Here is a 17,543-nt window from a genome sequence, read left to right as displayed (position 1 = left end):
TGAAAAATGATTTAGCGCGAATTTACGCTGTTAGGGCCTAAGTCCAAGGCATGCGAAGGTCGAGAGCAAGATTTTTATATCCATCCTGTCATTTTGAATATTACCGTCTAGTATTAGTCATTATGACCAGCTGATCGCGGGTTTGTGTTATGACTAAGCATACTTAGGGCTGATGTAATGGAAAAGATAGACCGTTCTCGACGTATTCAATTTTTAATGGGATATATCCCGAAAGAGTTTGAGCCAAAGCTTGGCATCTATTTTGGTGAGCACGTGGTTCGAATTAACGGCCAGCTAAGCTTGGTTGTCAATGCTTCAGGGCAGGTTGGCATCCGAGCGCTGCAATCGAATTTGGCTGATGAACTGAAACAGCTGTGTGCGGATACGCATTGGGTGGCCCATGGCCGCATTTATGATCAATGGTATTTGCTGCCACAGGATTACTCGCTAAATGACCCGCAGGTTATCAACTGGATTCGCGAATCGGTGGCTGAAATCTATCGACTGTCGTTGATTGATGGCATCCCGAGCCGAAACAAAGTCAAGGTTGCGCACTGGTAGTCTTTGACGGCTGTTGGGTTGTCACGTGTTAGCGACTTAACGCGACAGTGAACAGAAGTGTGTTTAGCAATGCGAGCCAGAGTAAAAACGCACGACTGATGGCGGCTTTTGGCTGTCGGTTAAACAGTTTCCAGATACCTCTGGCGCAGGCAATGATTGCGGCGGTTAGGGCTATCGCAATTAGACTGGCAGAAGGCGATAGGTGCCCTAGCCAGAGATGACTCATTGTTATGGCAAGGCTTAAAATAAAAATAAACAGATAGACTTGCCATCTTTTTATTGCCGGCATGGTTGTGTTGGTAATGTTCGCTAGCAGTCCATAAGTAAAAATAAACGATGCCATGTTCCAGAGCTGCACAGGTTGGGTGTGCTCGACCCAGTGGCTGATTTGGCTGATACAAACATAAAGCAGAACAAAACCGATACTAGCAATGGAAGCAATGCTGTAACGGCCAATCATACACAGCCAGAGAATAAGCATGGCGAATTCGACGCTCACCAGCAGGTGGTTAGATAACAGGTTTAGCGCAGAGAGCAGATGGCTGAGCGTGGTAAAGGACTGCCAGTCTTGCCGCCAGATAATAAATAACTGGTCGACGTTAAGCGGATAGCATTGGCGAACAGTAATTAGTATTGCCACCGCGATAAGTAAAACCACGAAAGATGTGATTGGCCAACGTTCGGCCTGATGCTGGCTAATCCAGCCGCGAAGATGCATTTTTTCTGGGTGCATATGGTGGTAAATAGTGAGGCTGAATGCGCAGATGGCGAGCGCCGAAAGCACATAACTAATTAATGAACGAATGCTGAGCGGCTGTACAGTCCAGACGCTGGATAATTCACCAGTGAAGTAACCCGGCAGCAAATAGGCGGGCGCCCAAATAAGACAAGAAAAAAAACTTAGTATGACAAAGGCTCGGCTTTGCATTTTTAAGCCGCCAGCTAAAAAGGGCACGATAGGTCGTAAAGGGCCTAAAAAACGCCCTGCAGGAATGCTGATCCAACCCCATCGTTCGATAAACCAGTGGCCGTGCTCGGTCCATTGTTTATAGCGTGCTAAGCGGCGGCTGTTAAATGCCGAGCTTAGATAACGCTGACCCAGATAAAAGCTCACTAGATCGCCTAAAAAGCCAAAAATAACCGCCACTGCAAGCATCGGCAATGGGTGTAAACCATAAAGATTTGCCAATGCGGCTAGCGAAAATAGCACGACCACGCCAGGGATCAGCAAGCCGAATAAGGCTAAACATTCAAAGAAGCAGACGCCCGCAATGATCAATAAAATAAATAGCGGTGACTCTAGCATGGTGTGCGGGTGCTCATATTAGATTTCCAATTTATGCGCAAACATTGTCGAGCCATAGCAAACAGCGTAGAGCTCGTGCGTTAAGCAAGGTATACTGCCGAATCATTGCATTTCGGTAACACAGCCGAAAACAAATAGTACCTAACCACAGTAATGAAGATATGACGACTAACAATATAGCCGACTATATGGCCCAAGTTGGCCAGCGTGCGCGCAAGGCTTCGAGCCTAATGGCCGCCAGTGAAACAGCTAAAAAAAATCAAGCATTGTTGGCGACCGCCGATGCCATTATCGCCGCCAAAAGCACGTTGATGGCGGCCAACCAAAAAGACTTGCTCAACGGTAAAGAAAAGGGGTTAAGCGATGCCATGTTGGATCGCCTTGAGCTTACGCCAGCCCGTTTGGATACCATGATTGAGAGTTTATCGCAGGTTGCGGCATTGGCTGATCCGGTCGGCAATATAACCGATTTGGATTATCGACCGAGCGGCATTCAGGTCGGCAAGATGCGCGTGCCATTGGGTGTTATCGGAATTATTTATGAGTCTCGTCCCAACGTTACAATCGAGGCTGCAAGCCTGTGCTTAAAGTCTGGCAACGCGGTGATTTTACGTGGTGGTAGTGAAGCATTGCATTCAAACCAAGCGCTTGCCGCCTGTATTCAGGCCGGGCTAAAAGCCAGCGGTTTACCTGAAGATGCCGTGCAGGTAGTTGAAACCAAAGACCGAGAAGCGGTGCATCACCTTATTACCATGCCTCAGTATGTTGATGTCATTGTGCCTCGCGGCGGTAAAGGCTTAATTGAGCGCATTAGTAATAGCGCTAAAGTACCGGTGATTAAGCATCTTGATGGCAACTGCCATGTCTATATCGATTCTGAAGCGGATACCAATAAAGCGCTGAACATTGCCTTTAACGCTAAAACTCGCCGCTATGGTGTGTGTAACGCCATGGAAACGCTGCTGGTTGATCAGGCTTGCGCTCAAGCTCTATTGCCAGAGTTAGCGCAGCGGTATCAGGAAAAAGGTGTCGAGTTGCGTGGTTGTGAGCAAACTCAAGCCATTATTGATTGCACCCCTGCGACTGATGAAGATTGGTCGACCGAATACATTGCGCCAATTTTGGCTGTGAAGGTTGTGGCAGATTTAGATCAAGCCATTGCCCACATTAACCAATATGGCAGTCATCATACCGACAGCATTGTTACCGAAAATTACACCAAGGGACGTCGCTTTTTACGCGAGGTCGATTCGGCTTCGGTGATGATTAATGCATCGACTTCTTTTGCCGATGGCTTTGAATATGGTCTGGGTGCTGAAATTGGTATCTCAACAGATAAAATTCATGTCAGAGGTCCGGTTGGTTTGGTTGGCCTGACATCGCAAAAATATATCGTACTGGGTGATGGTCAAATCCGTGAGCCTTAAGTCTCCAATTATTGCCATTTATGGCGGCACCTTTGACCCTTTCCATCAGGCGCACGCAGCGGTGTGCCATCGGGTTTTGAGTTTTTCTCAGGTGTCGCAATTACGAGTGGTGCCCTGTTTTATCCCAGCGTTAAAGCAAGGTGCTACCGCCTCGGCTGAGCATCGCGTTGCAATGCTTGAGCAGTGGCGAATAGCTCAAAGTGAAGCGGCTCGCATACAGATAGATCAACAGGAAACTCAGCGCCAAGGCGCTAGCTATACCATTGACACTGTTGAGAATATTGCTCGTCAGCAACCAGACGCTAAGCTTATCTTTGTCTTAGGTGCCGACGCTTGGCATAGTTTGCCTCGTTGGCATCGAGCTGCAGAGTTAATGCAAAAGGTCTCCTTCTGGGTGTTTAATCGAGCAGGTGAAGCTGCGCCGGTGGCTCATCAGTCGACCAATCACTGCTTGAGCGTGGAGCAGCTATTCACTCAACAGGTTGGTCATTTTTGCTGTGATGACTCGATAGATTTACCACTGTCTTCGACCGATTACCGAGAGTCGTTAGATGAAACAGACAAACTGCCGCACGAAGTAGCGGATTACATTACTAAAAATCAACTGTACCGAAAGGTCCAGTAAGGAAAACGAAACCACTTTATGACCGATCAAGCCAGTCAACCAAAAAACGCTCACGGTGCCGAATTAACCGATGCTGTGATCACTGCATTAGAAGATATTAAAGCGACCGATATCGAAGTGATCGATGTGCGCGATAAAACCACACTAATGGATACCATGATTGTGGCTTCTGGTACTTCCAGTCGACATATTTCGGCGGTTGTCCGAAGTGTGGCAGAAGACCTCAAAGAAAAGGGCTTTGCTTCATCCCACCAAGAGGGTGAAACCGGTTCGGATTGGGTATTACTCGACTTTACCGATCTCGTTTTGCACGTGATGCTGCCGGATGCTCGAGCGATGTATGACTTACCAAGCCTGTGGTCAATGAAGCCGACAGATTCCGACAGTGGCGCATCAGATCAGTAACCTATTAGATTAGTAGCTTATGAAGATTCGCATCATCGCTATTGGGCCGAAAATGCCTGACTGGGTTCAGCTCGGTACCGAAGACTATCTGAAGCGAATGCCGCGAGATACCGCGATTGAATTTGTTCCGTTGCCTTTGGGTAAGCGCCAAAAAAACACGCCAAAGGAAAAGGCCATCCAGCAAGAAGGTGACAGCATGTTGGCTGCGATCAAGGAAAATGAGCACGTCGTCGCGCTCGACCTTTCCGGTAAAGCTTGGTCGACTGAACAGCTGGCTGAGCAATTACAGGGTTGGCGAATGGGCGGTAAAAATGTAGCCTTATTGATTGGTGGTCCAGATGGACTCGATGCACGCTGTTTAGCCAAAGCTCAACAGCGTTGGTGTCTGTCTAATTTAACGTTACCGCATCCATTAGTCAGAGTACTATTGGCTGAGCAGCTTTACCGTGCTTGGAGCGTAACGCAGAACCACCCCTATCATAAATGAGATTATGAGCAGTTATGGCAAGTAGTTCGTTTGAAAATAAGTCCTTTGACAATAAAGAACTAGAACAGCGGTTATTTAAAAGGCGAATGAGTGTTGCTGCTGGCGGCGTTATCTTACTGCTGCTTGTCTTGGTATCGCGGTTTTTCTTTTTACAGATTGTTGAATTTGAAAAGCATCAGTCTTTGTCTGATAAAAACCGTCTTGAAGTCGCGCCAATCCCGCCGACACGAGGCCTTATCTATGATCGCCATGGTGAATTACTGGCCGATAATCTCCCCAGTCATACTTTAAGCATTGTCGCGGAACGTACCGATGACGTTGATGCGTTGATCGAGCGTTTGGCAGATATCGTTGAACTCAGTGATGATCAGATTGATCGTTTCTACACTCGTTTGGGGCAGTACCGACGCCCGTTCGCACCTGTACCGTTAAAGATTAAATTGAGCGATGAAGAAATTGCCGCACTGGCTGCGCATCGCATCTTCTTAGATGGCGCTCAAGTTGAAGCCGAACTGATTCGCCAGTATCCCAAAGGTGAGGCGTTTGCTCATGTGCTGGGTTACGTTGGCCGTATTAATGAACAGGATTTAGAAACACTCGATAAAAGTGCTTACGCAGGTATTCGCTTTATCGGTAAGCAAGGCATAGAAAAGCAATACGAGCAGCAATTGCTGGGTGCGCCGGGTTATCAGCGTGTGGAAACCAACGCTCGTGGCCGAGTATTAGAAGTACTTGAGCGACACTCGCCAACACCGGGTGCCAATATTCACCTGCAATTGGATAGTGTGCTGCAGCAGAAGGCGTACGACCTGTTAGAAGGCAAGCGAGGTTCTGTTGTTGCTATAGACCCTAAAACGGGTGGTATTTTAGCAATGGTCAGCCGACCGAGTTACGACCCCAACCTATTTGTTAGCGGCTTCCCAACTGCGCTCTATAACGAACTTCGAGATTCACCAGACAAGCCGTTTTTGAACCGAGCAGTGGGTGGTCAATATCCAGCAGCCTCGACCATTAAACCCTTTATTGGTTTGGCCGGTGTCGACGGTGGTTTCACTACGTGGGATGAAACCATGGAAGCTAAGGGTTGGTTTAAGTTACCCAATGATGCGCGAATATATCGAGACTGGAAGCGTGGTGGCCACGGCATTGTTAACCTAACCGATGCCATTGAAGAATCAGTCGATACCTACTTTTATGACTTGGCTTATAAAATGACCTTAGAGCCTATTCACGACATGCTCGACAAGTTTGGTTTTGGCAAGATTACGACATTAGATGTTTATAACGCCGCGCGCGGCAATAACCCAACCCGTGACTGGAAAAAAGATCGTCATGGTTTTGCATGGTTTGCTGGTGATACGGTGAACTTAGGTATTGGTCAGGGCTATATGTTAACGACGCCGTTACAGTTGGCGATAGCCACAGGCGTCTTTGCTAATCATGGTGATTGGTTTATGCCTCGGCTATTGCTTTACAGTACAGACGAGACACTTTTAGATTTTCCTGAAAAGGCGCAAGCGGACATCGAATTACAGGATGAAAGCAACTGGCAAAAAATGGAGCACGCGATGACAGAAGTGCTCTATGGGAAGAAAGGAACCGCGAAAAGTGTCGGTTATCTTTCTGCGTATACCATTGCCGGTAAGTCTGGTACAGCGCAGGTGGCTGAAATTAAGCGTGATGAATTTGGTAATGCATTGGGTGATGTGCCGGACCACCTTAAAGATCATGCACTCTTTATAGGATATGCGCCGACGGACGATCCTAAAATAGCGGTCGTTGCTGTGGTAGATCACGGTGGCAGTGGTGGAGCAGTCGCAGGGCCTATCGTGCGGCAGTTGTTGGATGAATACATACTAAGAGAAGAAACCATAAATGCTCAATGATTTCGTTCGCTACGACCAGTCAGGTGCTTTTTCACAAGGGCGAACGTTGTTGCAACGTTTGCATATCGACATCTATCTATTCATGGCGCTACTGCTGGTGGCTATGGCCGGTCTGATCATTTTGTATAGCGCTACCGGCGGTGATCTGGGTGCCGTATCACGCCAGATGGTGCGCTTTGGTGTTGGCTTTTTAGCCATGTTTATTGTTGCGCAATTTGATCCTCGATTCTTTCAACAGTGGAGTGGCGTGCTTTATGGCGTAGGTTTGCTGTTGTTGTTGGCGGTGCTTTATGCCGGAGCGCACGCTAAAGGCGCTCAGCGTTGGTTGGATATTTTTGGTCTGTTCCGCTTTCAGCCGTCAGAGTTGGTGAAGGTAACTGTCCCCATTATGCTGGCTTGGTATTTAGCTCGCCGAGGCATGCCACCCAAGTTTCGCCATATCCTATTGGCTTTAATTATTCTGTTTGTGCCGACCGTTTTAATTGTTATGCAGCCAGATCTTGGCACCTCTGTGCTTATTGCGGCATCGGGCGTGTTTGTTATTTTTTTAGCGGGCTTATCGTGGAAACTGATTGCCAGTGCGGTGGTGTTGGCATTAGGTTCGCTGCCTGCAATGTGGTTGTTTGTTTTGCATGATTACCAAAAGCAGCGCGTACTGACTTTTTTAAACCCTGAGTCCGATCCGCTGGGCGCAGGCTGGAATATTATCCAGTCGAAAACCGCTATTGGTTCTGGTGGTCTCTATGGAAAAGGTTATCTGCACGGTACTCAATCACAGCTCGACTTTTTACCAGAAAGCCATACCGATTTTATTATTGCTGTCTTAAGTGAGGAACTTGGCTTAATTGGCGTTGTCGCACTGTTAGTCTGCTATTTTTTAATTATTTGGCGCGGTAGTTACATTGCTATTAACGCTCGTGATAGTTTTTGTCGCCTTTTGGCGGGCGCTTTAACACTGACCTTTTTTATTTACGTTTTTGTAAATATCGGCATGGTCAGTGGGTTATTGCCGGTGGTTGGCGTACCCTTGCCTCTGGTGAGTTATGGGGGAACTTCGATTGTGTCGCTGTTAGGCAGTTTTGGGATTCTCATGTCAATTAGTACCCATAAACGGACCTAGTTAAAACAGGTTTTGTTTGTTGGTGTGTTGTTTTTAAATAGGTATTGGTATGCGGTTGTTTTGTATTTTGGCTTCTCTAACGCTTAACTCAGCGCTGGCAGAAAATTTTTTAGCTTATGAGCGGGCACAAAAGGTCGTCGACGAATTAGTCGATGAACATCAGATCGACCGAGCACTCGCCGAGTCTTGGATGGCGGCAGGTACGGTGCAGGAATCTAATGCGCAAAAGCTCAGTGCTCCGGCAGAAAAAACCAGAACCTATGCACAATACCGACCTATGTTTGTCTCGACTGAGACGGTACGTAATGGTCGGCGTTTTTTAGAGCACAATGCGGTGTTGCTAAAAAAAGCAGAAGATAAATATGGTGTGCCGGCAGAAATCATTACGGCGATTATTGGTATCGAAAGCCGTTATGGTGCCTCTAAGGGTCGTCACAATACTTTTGACTCCTTAGGCTCGCTGGCGGTTATTGAAAGTCGTCGCTCTAATTATTTTCAGCGTGAATGGAAGCGTTTTATTGTCAACTCAGTTGAGCAGGGAATGGATCCGCGTGCCATGAAAGGCTCGTACGCTGGCGCCACCGGTTATCCGCAATTTATGCCGACCAGCTATCAAGCCTATGCAGTCGATCACGATGAAGACGGTGACATTAATATTTGGGATGACCCTTATGACGCAATAGGCTCGGTAGCCAATTATTTGCGTAAAAACGGCTGGCGACCTGGTGAGTACATTGTTTCTAATGTCGAGCTAAGTGGCGATTTCGAAAAGGTGAAGATGAATTCTTTTGATCGAGACCGAACACTGGCCTCGGTTCAAGCGCTAGGTTGGCAGCCTGAGCTACTGCAAGATCCGTCATCATTAGTGTTTCCAATACGTTTAGATGGCGAAGACGGCAAAGAATACTGGCTAGGCTATAAAAACTTCTGGGCCATTTCTCGATACAACCGGTCGATCCCATATTCGATGGCGGTATTTCATTTAGCAGAAGCGTTAGTGGAGCCATAGAGGGTCGAGGCAATGTTGACACTGCTATATAAATACAAAACGACGTTTTTGGCTGCCTTGGTGATTATTTACTTACCTGCCTGTTCTAGCAAATTTGTAGCCGGTGATCAGATGAGCGGCGATGCTCAGTCTAGCCGGTACAGCATTGCGCAAGATAGAGCGCCGACGCGTGTGCTATCTGCCGATCAAATCGAAGTGCCACAACCCCGTAAAGAGCCTTTATCGCGAGGCGGTAATAAAAGCCCTTACCGAGTGCTGGGTAAAACCTATCATATTATGCCAAGCGCTAAAGGTTACCGCGAAGAGGGTTTTGCCTCTTGGTATGGCGAGAAATTTCATGGTCATACTACCTCCAACGGTGAAGTGTTCGATATGTACCAAGTAAGCGCGGCTCATAAGTCGTTGCCATTACCAACTTGGGTTCGAGTCACTAACTTAGACAATAACCAATCGATCTACGTGCGCGTTAATGATCGAGGTCCATTTCATTCTGGTCGCATTATTGATTTATCCTACGCCGCTGCAGTGAAGCTTGGTTTTCATGATAAAGGAACCGCTCGTGTGCGCGTCGAAGCCTTACCAGATAACGAATTAGACACCGCTTCTTATTTCGTGCAGGTCGGTGCTTTTAGCCAACAGAATTCAGCTCAGTCGTTACAACGCCAATTGTCAGATCAAGTAAAAGATCCGGTGGAAATATACCAAGATACCTTCTATCGCGTTAGGATTGGCCCTGTTACCTACGACCGAGCAGTGCAGTTGCAGACAGAATTATCGAGTGACGCAATTGGTAAGCCTTTAATCGTGGCGGACAATTAGGCTTTTAAATTGGCTGCGATTAATTGTTCTTAGTGCGTTAATTTTTTCGCTATACAACGACTGCTCGTATTGGCTGTGAAGAGGTTAACGCTGCTAGACCTGCTAGTTAGCGCGCAGCCTGTTATAATAATTATTTTTCTGTGCCTTAATTTGATAGTTGTATTTTAAGCACCCTTTTCTATTGATCGACATTAACTAGGATTGACCGTGAACCTCATTAAGTATGTTAAACAGCTAGGCTTTGTTTCTTTTTTGTCTATTACCACATTGGTATCTGCACAGCCTATTATCCCCGCCGCACCACAACTTGCCGCGACAGCCTATTTACTGATGGACGCCGAAACCGGCCAGGTTTTGGTTGCACACAATGAGCACGAACGCATACCGCCAGCAAGCTTGACTAAACTGATGACCAGCTATGTTGCTGAGCGAGAAATCATTGAAGGTCGTCTTGAGTTATCCGATGAAACGTTGGTTAGTGAAAAAGCTTGGCGTATGGTCGGCTCACGAATGTTTATTCAAGAAGGTAAGTTGGTCAGCATTGAAGACTTACTGCGAGGCATCATCATCACCTCTGGTAACGATGCTTCCGTTGCTATGGCGGAGCATATTGGTGGCACAGAAGAGCTATTTGTTCAGATGATGAATAAATACGCCGAAAAACTGAATATGAGCAACACTCTGTTTGCTAACTCGCACGGTTTACCGCCAAAAGCTGGAAAAGAGCATTATTCCACCGCTTACGACTTATCCTTGTTAGCGCGTGCGATTATCTATGAAAACCCAGAATTCTACCCAATTTATGCTGAGCGTAGCTTTCAGTATGGTCCCGTTGCCGCCCAAGCTAACCGCAACCGACTGCTTGGCACTAACCCTTATGTCGATGGTTTAAAAACAGGCCACACGGACGCCGCTGGTTATTGTTTGGTGGCATCGGCTTTAAAGGATGACATGCGTTTAATCAGCGTTGTTATGGGCACAAGATCAGATGAAGCCCGAGCCTCAGAAACCCAGAAACTACTGACTTATGGCTTCCGCTTCTTTAGAACCGTGAATGTCCATAATCAGGGCGATGAACTTTATAATGCGCGTATTTGGGGTGGTAAAGATAAGCAGCTATCGCTCGGTTTGGACGAAGACGTGAAGATGACCATTGTACGGGGTGGTGAAGAAGGCTTATCGACTCGATTGAACATCGACTCTGTTATTAAAGCGCCAGTTGCCGTAGGTGATAAACTCGGTGAAATGGTGCTGACTCTCGATGGTGAAGAGGTGTCTCGTCACGATGTGATCGCATTGCAAGCGGTTGAGAAATCGAGCTTCTTTGCTCGACTCTGGGATATGGTTCGTCTGTTCTTTCATCAGTTATTAGCGAAGTAGTCGCCATGGATTTATCTAAGTTACCGCTGTCTAAATTGCCGTTATCCAAGTTACAGGAGAAAACTCCTGACGCACCGAAGATCGAGTTCCCGTGTGATGACTATATGATCAAGGTGATGGGCGACAACTGCATCGAATTTCGAGCTTTAGTGGTTGAGGTTTTACAGCAATTCGATGAGCGTATTAGTGAGACCAGCTTTCGAGAAAACCCAAGCAAAAATGGCCGCTTTACCAGTTTGACAGTGCGTATGCGCATTGAGCAGGAAGCCGATTTAGCAACTCTTGATCGCCAGTTAAAAGCTTCACCGATGGTTAAAATGGTTCTGTAATATTGCTTAGTTCGCCTGTTGTTATTCGATACTTAGGTCAGGTGCCTTATTTAGACACCTGGCATCGAATGCAGGATTTTACTGCCAACCGTAGTAGCGATACTCGCGACGAAATCTGGCTGCTAGAACATGAACCTGTGTTTACACAGGGGCAATCTGGCAAGCCAGAGCATCTACTCAATACTGGCGATATCCCGGTCGTGAATGTTGATCGGGGTGGTCAGGTCACATATCACGGTCCGGGGCAAATGATTGCCTACGTACTGCTGGACATGAAGCGCGTCGACTCAGATGTGCGAAAATTGGTCAACGCCTTAGAAAATAGTATTATTGCCACCCTTGGGTCTTTTGATATTCAATCGGGCGCGAAAAAAGATGCGCCTGGCGTGTACGTCAGCGGCAATAAAATTTGTTCGCTCGGCCTTAGAATTAAGCATGGCAAAAGCTTTCACGGCTTAGCATTGAATGTGAATATGGATTTAGAACCGTTTTTACGCATTAACCCCTGTGGTTATGCGGGACTGGAAATGGCACAGGTGAGTGATTTTGTCGCTGACCCTGATATGACGCTGGTAATGCAGCGCTGGGTAAGTGCCTTCTGTACTATTTTAGGTCTAGAACCTTTATGGGAATCATAAATGACAACAGCAAGCAGCTCGACAACGACCAAAGTTAAAAAAGAGCGTGGCGTTAAGCTGCGTGGCGCAGATAAAACTGATCGCATTCCGATTAAGATTATCCCTACCGAAGTCATGCCAAAAAAACCAGAGTGGATCCGCGTTAAGATCCCTGCTGGTGGTAGCGAAATTGCCAGCATTAAAAATAAGCTGCGTAAGCACAAACTGCATTCGGTTTGTGAAGAAGCAAGCTGCCCTAACTTAGGTGAATGCTTTAGTCACGGTACGGCCACCTTTATGATTATGGGCGATATCTGTACTCGCCGTTGCCCATTTTGCGATGTTGCCCATGGCAGACCTAATGCGCTGGATGAAAACGAGCCGACAGAATTAGCCGAAGCCATTGCCGACATGCAGTTAAAGTATGTCGTCATTACCTCGGTTGACCGCGATGATTTACGTGACGGTGGCGCACAGCACATTACCGATTGCGTGCGTGAAGTCCGAGCAAAAACGCCGAGTATTGTTGTTGAAACCTTGGTGCCGGATTTCCGTGGCCGCTTAGAAAAGGCGGTTGATATCATGATTGAAGATGCCCCAGATGTGTTTAACCACAATCTTGAAACAGTGCCGGCGCTTTATAAAAAGGTGCGCCCAGGTGCGGACTATCAACATTCGTTAGATCTATTAAAAGAGTTTAAGCGTCGTAAACCAGAAGTTCGTACCAAGTCTGGCCTTATGGTCGGTTGTGGCGAAACAATCGAGCAGGTTAAAGAAGTGATGCGCGACCTCAAGGCTCATGATGTCGATATGGTGACCATCGGTCAGTATTTGCAGCCATCTAAACACCATTTGGCGGTAGAGCGTTTTGTACACCCAGATGAATTTAAAGAGCTAGAAGTTTATGGCTATGAATTGGGCTTTTTGAATGTCGCTTCAGGCCCGATGGTACGTTCAAGCTACCATGCTGATTTGCAAGCTAAGGGCGAGCACGTTGGTTAAGTAAGCCCTGTTTAGGCTCACTTACTTTAAGCTCAATAATTCGAGCTAAATACATAGCACTGATCAAAGCTTGTAACGATGATGACTTGATCTTAGGTCGAATCGCACTACAATCAAAACCTGTATTTATATACAGGTTTTTTATGCAGCGAAAAATCATCCACATAGATTGCGATTGTTACTATGCCGCGTTAGAAGAGCGAGATTTTGCTGAACTCAGAGGCAAGCCGGTGGCTGTTGGTGGCACTGGGCCGCGCTCGGTATTGGCGACCTGCAATTACATTGCTCGACAGTATGGCGTGCGTTCTGCGATGCCAAGCTCAATGGCGCTGGCTCGTTGTCCCGGACTCATTATTCGGCCTGCGCGGTTTGAGGTGTATCGTTCGGTTTCGCAGCAAATTCGCGCCATTCTTAATCAATACACCGATAAAATAGAGCCTTTGTCACTGGATGAAGCCTATATCGATGTTTCTGATTCAAGCTGGTTTTCTGGTAGCGCAACCTTGCTGGCAGAACACATTCGCCAGCAAATCTATCAGCAACTTGGCATTCGTGTTTCAGCCGGTGTTGCTCCTAATAAATATCTAGCCAAAATCGCTTCGGACTGGAATAAGCCCAATGGTTTGTTCGTCGTTGAGCCTAGTAGTGTGCCTGGTTTCGTAATGGATTTGCCGGTGCAGCGAGTTTCAGGCATTGGCCAAAAGTTTGCTGAAAAGCTAGCAGCAATGGGTATTAAAACCTGTGGTGATTTACAAAAATGGTCGTTACCGCGTTTAGTTCAGCTTTATGGTAAGTCTGGTGTTTGGCTCTATCAGCGTGCTCGTGGCATCGATGAGCGTGACGTCGGTCGTCAAGGAGCAGCCAAGTCGATGACTGTAGAGCACACCTATGAAACCAATTTAGAAACCCTACAGCAGAGCGAACAAGAAGTGCAGGCGCTGTATCGTAAGCTCAGCGATCGCTTGAGCGATAAAACCACGCCGCCACTAAAATCGATTCTGCTAAAGGTGCGATACGCTGACTTTAAAACCCAAACCATTGAGCGCAACTGGGCGTTATCAATTGCTAACTTTCAGCGCTTATTGCGAGTCAAGGCACCACGGAGTGAGCAGTCTATACGCTTGCTGGGCCTAGGAGTCCGGTTTGCAAACGAGACTCCAGCTAGCCAGCTGTCGTTATGGCCAAATGATTAGGTTGATTGGGTAAAGATCTCTTCCATTAGCCAGCCGTTGAGAGCGTGTAGCTCACTTCCCAGCGTTTGTTTAATCGCTTGGTAGCCATCGGTTTTGGCGACAAAAGGAAAATAGTCTGCGCTGGTAATAAACAGTCGGAAATCATCAGGTCGCGAAAGCCAAAAATCCTTATAGGCCTGTTGCATGTTGCTTGAGTTCTTCATTTGCAGTGCAAGTGAAGGTGCTATCTCTTCCCAGAGTCCAGCGACAATTTCCTGTTTGTTTTTAAAGTAGTAATAAATAGAAGGCGCTGCACAGCCTGCTTGAGCAGCAATCTTTCTGAGTGAGAGTTTGTTAATTCCCTGTTCGGTTAAAACGGTGCGGGCAGATTCTAAGATGTTTTCTTTTTTTATCATTATTGGCAACTTATTTAGCAATTAGAACTGCTTAAAACCTAGCACCGGATGATAAAAATCGCGAATTTCCCACGTATATTTTTGTAACAGCGTTTTAGCTTGGAGCCTTTTTCAGCTCCGTCATATTAGAGCGGCTTAGCCGCTGTAGGCACTTCTAGCGGCTTCGAGTGTCGAGAACACCTGCTTTAAATGAGTCAGCGATTGTTTCTCTGAATAGGAGCCAGACTCTGAAAGCGCATCGTTGATCGCTTCTGTAATGGGGCCGCTTTCGTTGGTGTTAGCGATAACAGAATTCATAGTGTTGATGTCATTAAAGTCGAGCAGTTGATATTCGTACAGCATTTGACTGGCGCGGCTGACAGTTGCCGGTTCGGCGGATAAATGCGGCAGTTCTGATGCCACCCATTCGTAGATATCACGCTGATCACTGATCGAGACTTCATCATCAATAATCGACTCGTCTTCAGTTTTGTTGAGTGAAGCTGCCTCGCTAGCCCCAATGCTGGCGGGGTTGCCGGAAATATTCTGGTTGTGTTGATACGACTGAATGAGGTTGCTTGCAATATCCATGGCCAAACTCTGTGTTAATGATATTGGGTTAATAGCAAATAGCGGGCCCATTTTTAAAAAGAGCGAAGGCGGAAGGGTGGCAATTAAAAAGTCGTTGTCTTGGTTTAGCGAAGCTCAGTTAAAGAATAGCGAAGGCAGAGGTAAAAAGACCAACAGAGCAGAATAATAAAGAAAGTAGCTGGCGGGAAAGGAAGTGAGAAGCGGCCTCGCTTAAAAAGCGCAGGCCGCGTATTGCTTTAGGGCTTAAGCGTCGCGGTAATTGCGCTCTTTAAGCTCTTGGCGTTGTTTTTCTTCTGCACACAGGGTGGCAGTTGGACGCAATAGCAGTCGTTTTATACCAATCGGCTCACCGGTTACAGCACAAAAGCCGTAATCGTCTTCATCGATGCGCTTAATGGATTCCATAATTTTTGGTAGTAGCTTTGTTTGGCGATCTAAAAAGCGCAGCGCCATGCGTCGTTCTTCTTCAACACTGGCTTTATCAAGCTCATCTGGCTCGTTTTCAAAACTGGCTAATTGCTCTTTGGCATTGGCCAAAGAAACTTTTAATTCTTCTGCTTGAGTGAGTAGTAACTGGCGAAAGAACGCAAGCTGAGCTTCGTTCATGTATTCATCTTCTGGTGCGGCCAACAGTTGTTCTTCAGTCAGCATAGCGATATTCCCGTATTGTCTTGTTTCGCAAACCGAGCCATATAAAAGCAGCTGGCGGGTTGGCGACTTCTGTTAATTTATACCTGTACCTAATAAAGCATTGATACGGCTCGCTTTATATGTTAGGCAGTGTTCCATTCATCAAAAGACGGCGAATCATATATCATTGCCTTTAATGTGGGAACAACTATTTCGGCTCATTTGATTGAAAATCAAGGCCGAATTTTAATGGCTTTCGTTGGTTTTTTTGCCCCAATCATTGCAGTAATGGAAAGATTGGAATGGCCGAATCTGGTAGCTGATCAAGGCGATCCGGTTCTAGTAGCTCCTCTGAAGTTGGGTATTCCATTTTTAGCTTTTCGTAAAAGCGACGAATATTGGCGACATAGACCACAGGTTCAGCGCCGCGCGCGTAACCATACTTGGTCCAAGGGTAATAATCTTTCAGCGCTAGTTTGGGCAGATGCTTGCGAACGTCTACCCAGCGATTCGGGTCGTCCTTAAGTAGCTCGGTTATTTTACGCGCGTCCTCTAAGTGGCCTGCACCTACGTTATAGGATGCCAAAGCAAACCAGGTGCGGTCTGGGTCTTTAATCTCAGGAACAACGCGCTGTTTTAAGCTAGAAAAATACTTAGCACCTGCCAAAACACTTTGTTCTGGATCGAGCCGATTGGTAATGCCCATCTCTTCGGCGGTGGTGAGTGTGATCATCATCATGCCGCGCACGCCAGTCGGGGAGCGAGCGTTAGGACGCCAATGACTTTCTTGATAGGCAATGGCTGCCAGCAGACGCCAATCCATCTGATATATGTCGGCGTACTTTTGGAATAACTCGGTGTAGTTGGGTAGGCGCGAGCGCATATGTTTTTCGAATGTCAGGTTGTCAACATAATCGAACTCGAGTGCGCTGCCTAGGTAGCGGTCGGTAATTTGCGCAATCAGGCCGCTTTGTTGAAACAGCTGTAGCACTTCGTTGACTCGGTTAATTAAAGTACCGTCCTCGCTGGGTGAAAAGTAAATGTTCAGGCTACGTTCGGGTAAGTCTAAGTTTGAAAACTGCAAGGTAGGAAAGGCGCTTTGCTGTAAGGTGAAGTCTCGTTTGTCGATCAGTACGGTTTCAATATCGCCCATTTCTAAAAGCGTAAAAAGTTCGGCGCTGAGTCGGCCGTGTTCGTAAATGGCAGAATCAAAAGCCGTTTGTTTTAGTGCTTCAGGGATAACGTCGCTGTGTGAAATGCTGTCCAAAATGCCTAGCCGACGTTCTTGCTGTGCGGGTAGGTCGGTGCCAGTGCTTACTAGTCCAACCGTTGTTGTGGCGTATGGAATACTCACAGGCCAATCGCTGCTTAAAATACTGGTGCCCGGCAAAGCCATGTCGACAGCGCCGACTTCTAATGAGCGGTAAAGGTCATCAAGATCGCGAACAGCAAAAATTTGAATTGGTATGTCTAGGTGACGTTCAAGTTCGTTTAAAAGGTCGTGTTCTAGTCCAGTAAAAGATTGACCAGTCGGCCAATAAATTCCTTCGCTTTCTCGCACGGCAACCACCAAGGCGCCGCGACGCTCAATTTGTTGCCAGTGATCGTGCCATTTAAAGCCGTAACCGATCAAAAAAACAAAACCAATGCTGGCAATAATCGAAAAAAATATTTTCGCCAGTTTATTGCTGCGATAGGGTTGTATAAATCTCATAGTTTTTACATCGCTTTTTTTGTCTGCTTATCAACCGAAACACGACTGACATTTGTTGAGTAAATCCA

At 46.8% G+C, this 17,543-nt stretch carries 19 protein-coding genes; 14 read left to right on the top strand and 5 right to left on the bottom strand.

Translation table 11 applies throughout. The features are described 5' to 3' along the window. The first annotated feature begins 177 nt into the window (after positions 1-177). A complete protein-coding gene (locus tag FME95_RS06900) occupies positions 178-561 on the top strand; it encodes a hypothetical protein (RefSeq protein WP_147713654.1) in 384 nt (127 codons plus the stop codon). Positions 562-589: 28 nt separating this feature from the next. On the opposite strand, the gene FME95_RS06895 is transcribed toward FME95_RS06900, so the two are convergent. Then, positions 590-1,867, bottom strand: a complete 1,278-nt coding sequence (locus tag FME95_RS06895; RefSeq protein ID WP_147713653.1) for a DedA family protein — start codon at positions 1,865-1,867, stop codon at positions 590-592. Positions 1,868-2,028: 161 nt separating this feature from the next. Between FME95_RS06895 and FME95_RS06890 the strand changes: the two genes are divergently transcribed. The 13 genes from FME95_RS06890 (at position 2,029) to dinB (ending at position 14,166) form a co-directional block, all read left to right on the top strand. Continuing rightward, on the top strand, positions 2,029-3,294 hold the full coding sequence (locus FME95_RS06890; RefSeq protein WP_246109336.1) for a glutamate-5-semialdehyde dehydrogenase: 1,266 nt from the start codon (positions 2,029-2,031) through the stop codon (positions 3,292-3,294). Then, the gene (nadD, locus tag FME95_RS06885; RefSeq protein WP_187265464.1) at positions 3,284-3,919 is read left to right on the top strand and encodes a nicotinate (nicotinamide) nucleotide adenylyltransferase; all 636 of its coding nucleotides are present in this window, start codon (positions 3,284-3,286) and stop codon (positions 3,917-3,919) included. Before FME95_RS06890 ends, nadD begins: the two co-directional genes overlap by 11 nt. 18 nt (positions 3,920-3,937) lie before the next feature. Beyond that, positions 3,938-4,324, top strand: a complete 387-nt coding sequence (gene rsfS / locus FME95_RS06880) for a ribosome silencing factor (RefSeq protein ID WP_147713651.1) — start codon at positions 3,938-3,940, stop codon at positions 4,322-4,324. Positions 4,325-4,343: 19 nt separating this feature from the next. Further along, positions 4,344-4,811: a 23S rRNA (pseudouridine(1915)-N(3))-methyltransferase RlmH gene (gene rlmH / locus FME95_RS06875; protein WP_147713650.1), complete on the top strand. Its 468-nt coding sequence runs from the start codon at positions 4,344-4,346 to the stop codon at positions 4,809-4,811. Between the two features lie 14 nt (positions 4,812-4,825). Beyond that, positions 4,826-6,697 carry a penicillin-binding protein 2 gene (gene mrdA, locus FME95_RS06870; RefSeq protein ID WP_147713649.1) on the top strand — a complete coding sequence of 624 codons (1,872 nt, stop codon included), beginning with the start codon at positions 4,826-4,828 and terminating at the stop codon, positions 6,695-6,697. Then, positions 6,687-7,817, top strand: a complete 1,131-nt coding sequence (rodA, locus tag FME95_RS06865; protein WP_147713648.1) for a rod shape-determining protein RodA — start codon at positions 6,687-6,689, stop codon at positions 7,815-7,817. The genes mrdA and rodA overlap by 11 nt, the downstream gene beginning before the upstream one ends. 49 nt (positions 7,818-7,866) lie before the next feature. Beyond that, on the top strand, positions 7,867-8,826 hold the full coding sequence (gene mltB, locus FME95_RS06860; RefSeq protein WP_147713647.1) for a lytic murein transglycosylase B: 960 nt from the start codon (positions 7,867-7,869) through the stop codon (positions 8,824-8,826). Positions 8,827-8,838: 12 nt separating this feature from the next. After that, positions 8,839-9,645: a septal ring lytic transglycosylase RlpA family protein gene (locus FME95_RS13770; protein ID WP_147713646.1), complete on the top strand. Its 807-nt coding sequence runs from the start codon at positions 8,839-8,841 to the stop codon at positions 9,643-9,645. A gap of 207 nt (positions 9,646-9,852) precedes the next feature. Beyond that, positions 9,853-11,025 (top strand): D-alanyl-D-alanine carboxypeptidase family protein, encoded by a 1,173-nt coding sequence (locus tag FME95_RS06850; protein WP_147713645.1) that lies wholly within the window; start codon positions 9,853-9,855, stop codon positions 11,023-11,025. Positions 11,026-11,030: 5 nt separating this feature from the next. Further along, entirely contained in the window at positions 11,031-11,354 is a 324-nt protein-coding gene (locus tag FME95_RS06845; protein ID WP_147713644.1) for a YbeD family protein, read from the top strand. Further along, positions 11,354-11,992 (top strand): lipoyl(octanoyl) transferase LipB, encoded by a 639-nt coding sequence (lipB, locus tag FME95_RS06840; protein ID WP_222709960.1) that lies wholly within the window; start codon positions 11,354-11,356, stop codon positions 11,990-11,992. Before FME95_RS06845 ends, lipB begins: the two co-directional genes overlap by 1 nt. Then, positions 11,993-12,973: a lipoyl synthase gene (gene lipA, locus FME95_RS06835; protein WP_147713642.1), complete on the top strand. Its 981-nt coding sequence runs from the start codon at positions 11,993-11,995 to the stop codon at positions 12,971-12,973. A 143-nt stretch (positions 12,974-13,116) separates the two neighbouring features. Then, a complete protein-coding gene (gene dinB / locus FME95_RS06830) occupies positions 13,117-14,166 on the top strand; it encodes a DNA polymerase IV (RefSeq protein ID WP_147713641.1) in 1,050 nt (349 codons plus the stop codon). Here the strand turns inward: dinB and FME95_RS06825 are convergent. The 4 genes from FME95_RS06825 to mltF form a co-directional block, all read right to left on the bottom strand. Continuing rightward, positions 14,163-14,561 (bottom strand): TetR/AcrR family transcriptional regulator, encoded by a 399-nt coding sequence (locus FME95_RS06825; protein ID WP_147713640.1) that lies wholly within the window; start codon positions 14,559-14,561, stop codon positions 14,163-14,165. The two genes, dinB and FME95_RS06825, sit on opposite strands and share 4 nt — an antisense overlap. Positions 14,562-14,696: 135 nt before the next feature. Continuing rightward, the gene (locus FME95_RS06820) at positions 14,697-15,131 is read right to left on the bottom strand and encodes a hypothetical protein (RefSeq protein WP_147713639.1); all 435 of its coding nucleotides are present in this window, start codon (positions 15,129-15,131) and stop codon (positions 14,697-14,699) included. A 243-nt stretch (positions 15,132-15,374) separates the two neighbouring features. Then, positions 15,375-15,782 carry a TraR/DksA C4-type zinc finger protein gene (locus FME95_RS06815; protein ID WP_147713638.1) on the bottom strand — a complete coding sequence of 136 codons (408 nt, stop codon included), beginning with the start codon at positions 15,780-15,782 and terminating at the stop codon, positions 15,375-15,377. 256 nt (positions 15,783-16,038) lie between these two features. Next, complete coding sequence (gene mltF, locus FME95_RS06810) at positions 16,039-17,475, bottom strand: membrane-bound lytic murein transglycosylase MltF (RefSeq protein ID WP_147713637.1); 1,437 nt, start codon at positions 17,473-17,475, stop codon at positions 16,039-16,041. Between the last annotated feature and the right edge of the window lie 68 nt (positions 17,476-17,543).

The organism is Reinekea thalattae, from assembly GCF_008041945.1.
GTDB lineage: Bacteria > Pseudomonadota > Gammaproteobacteria > Pseudomonadales > Natronospirillaceae > Reinekea > Reinekea thalattae.
Note: the sequence above shows the minus strand (reverse complement) of the source record. Positions and strands in the feature narration are given on the sequence as shown.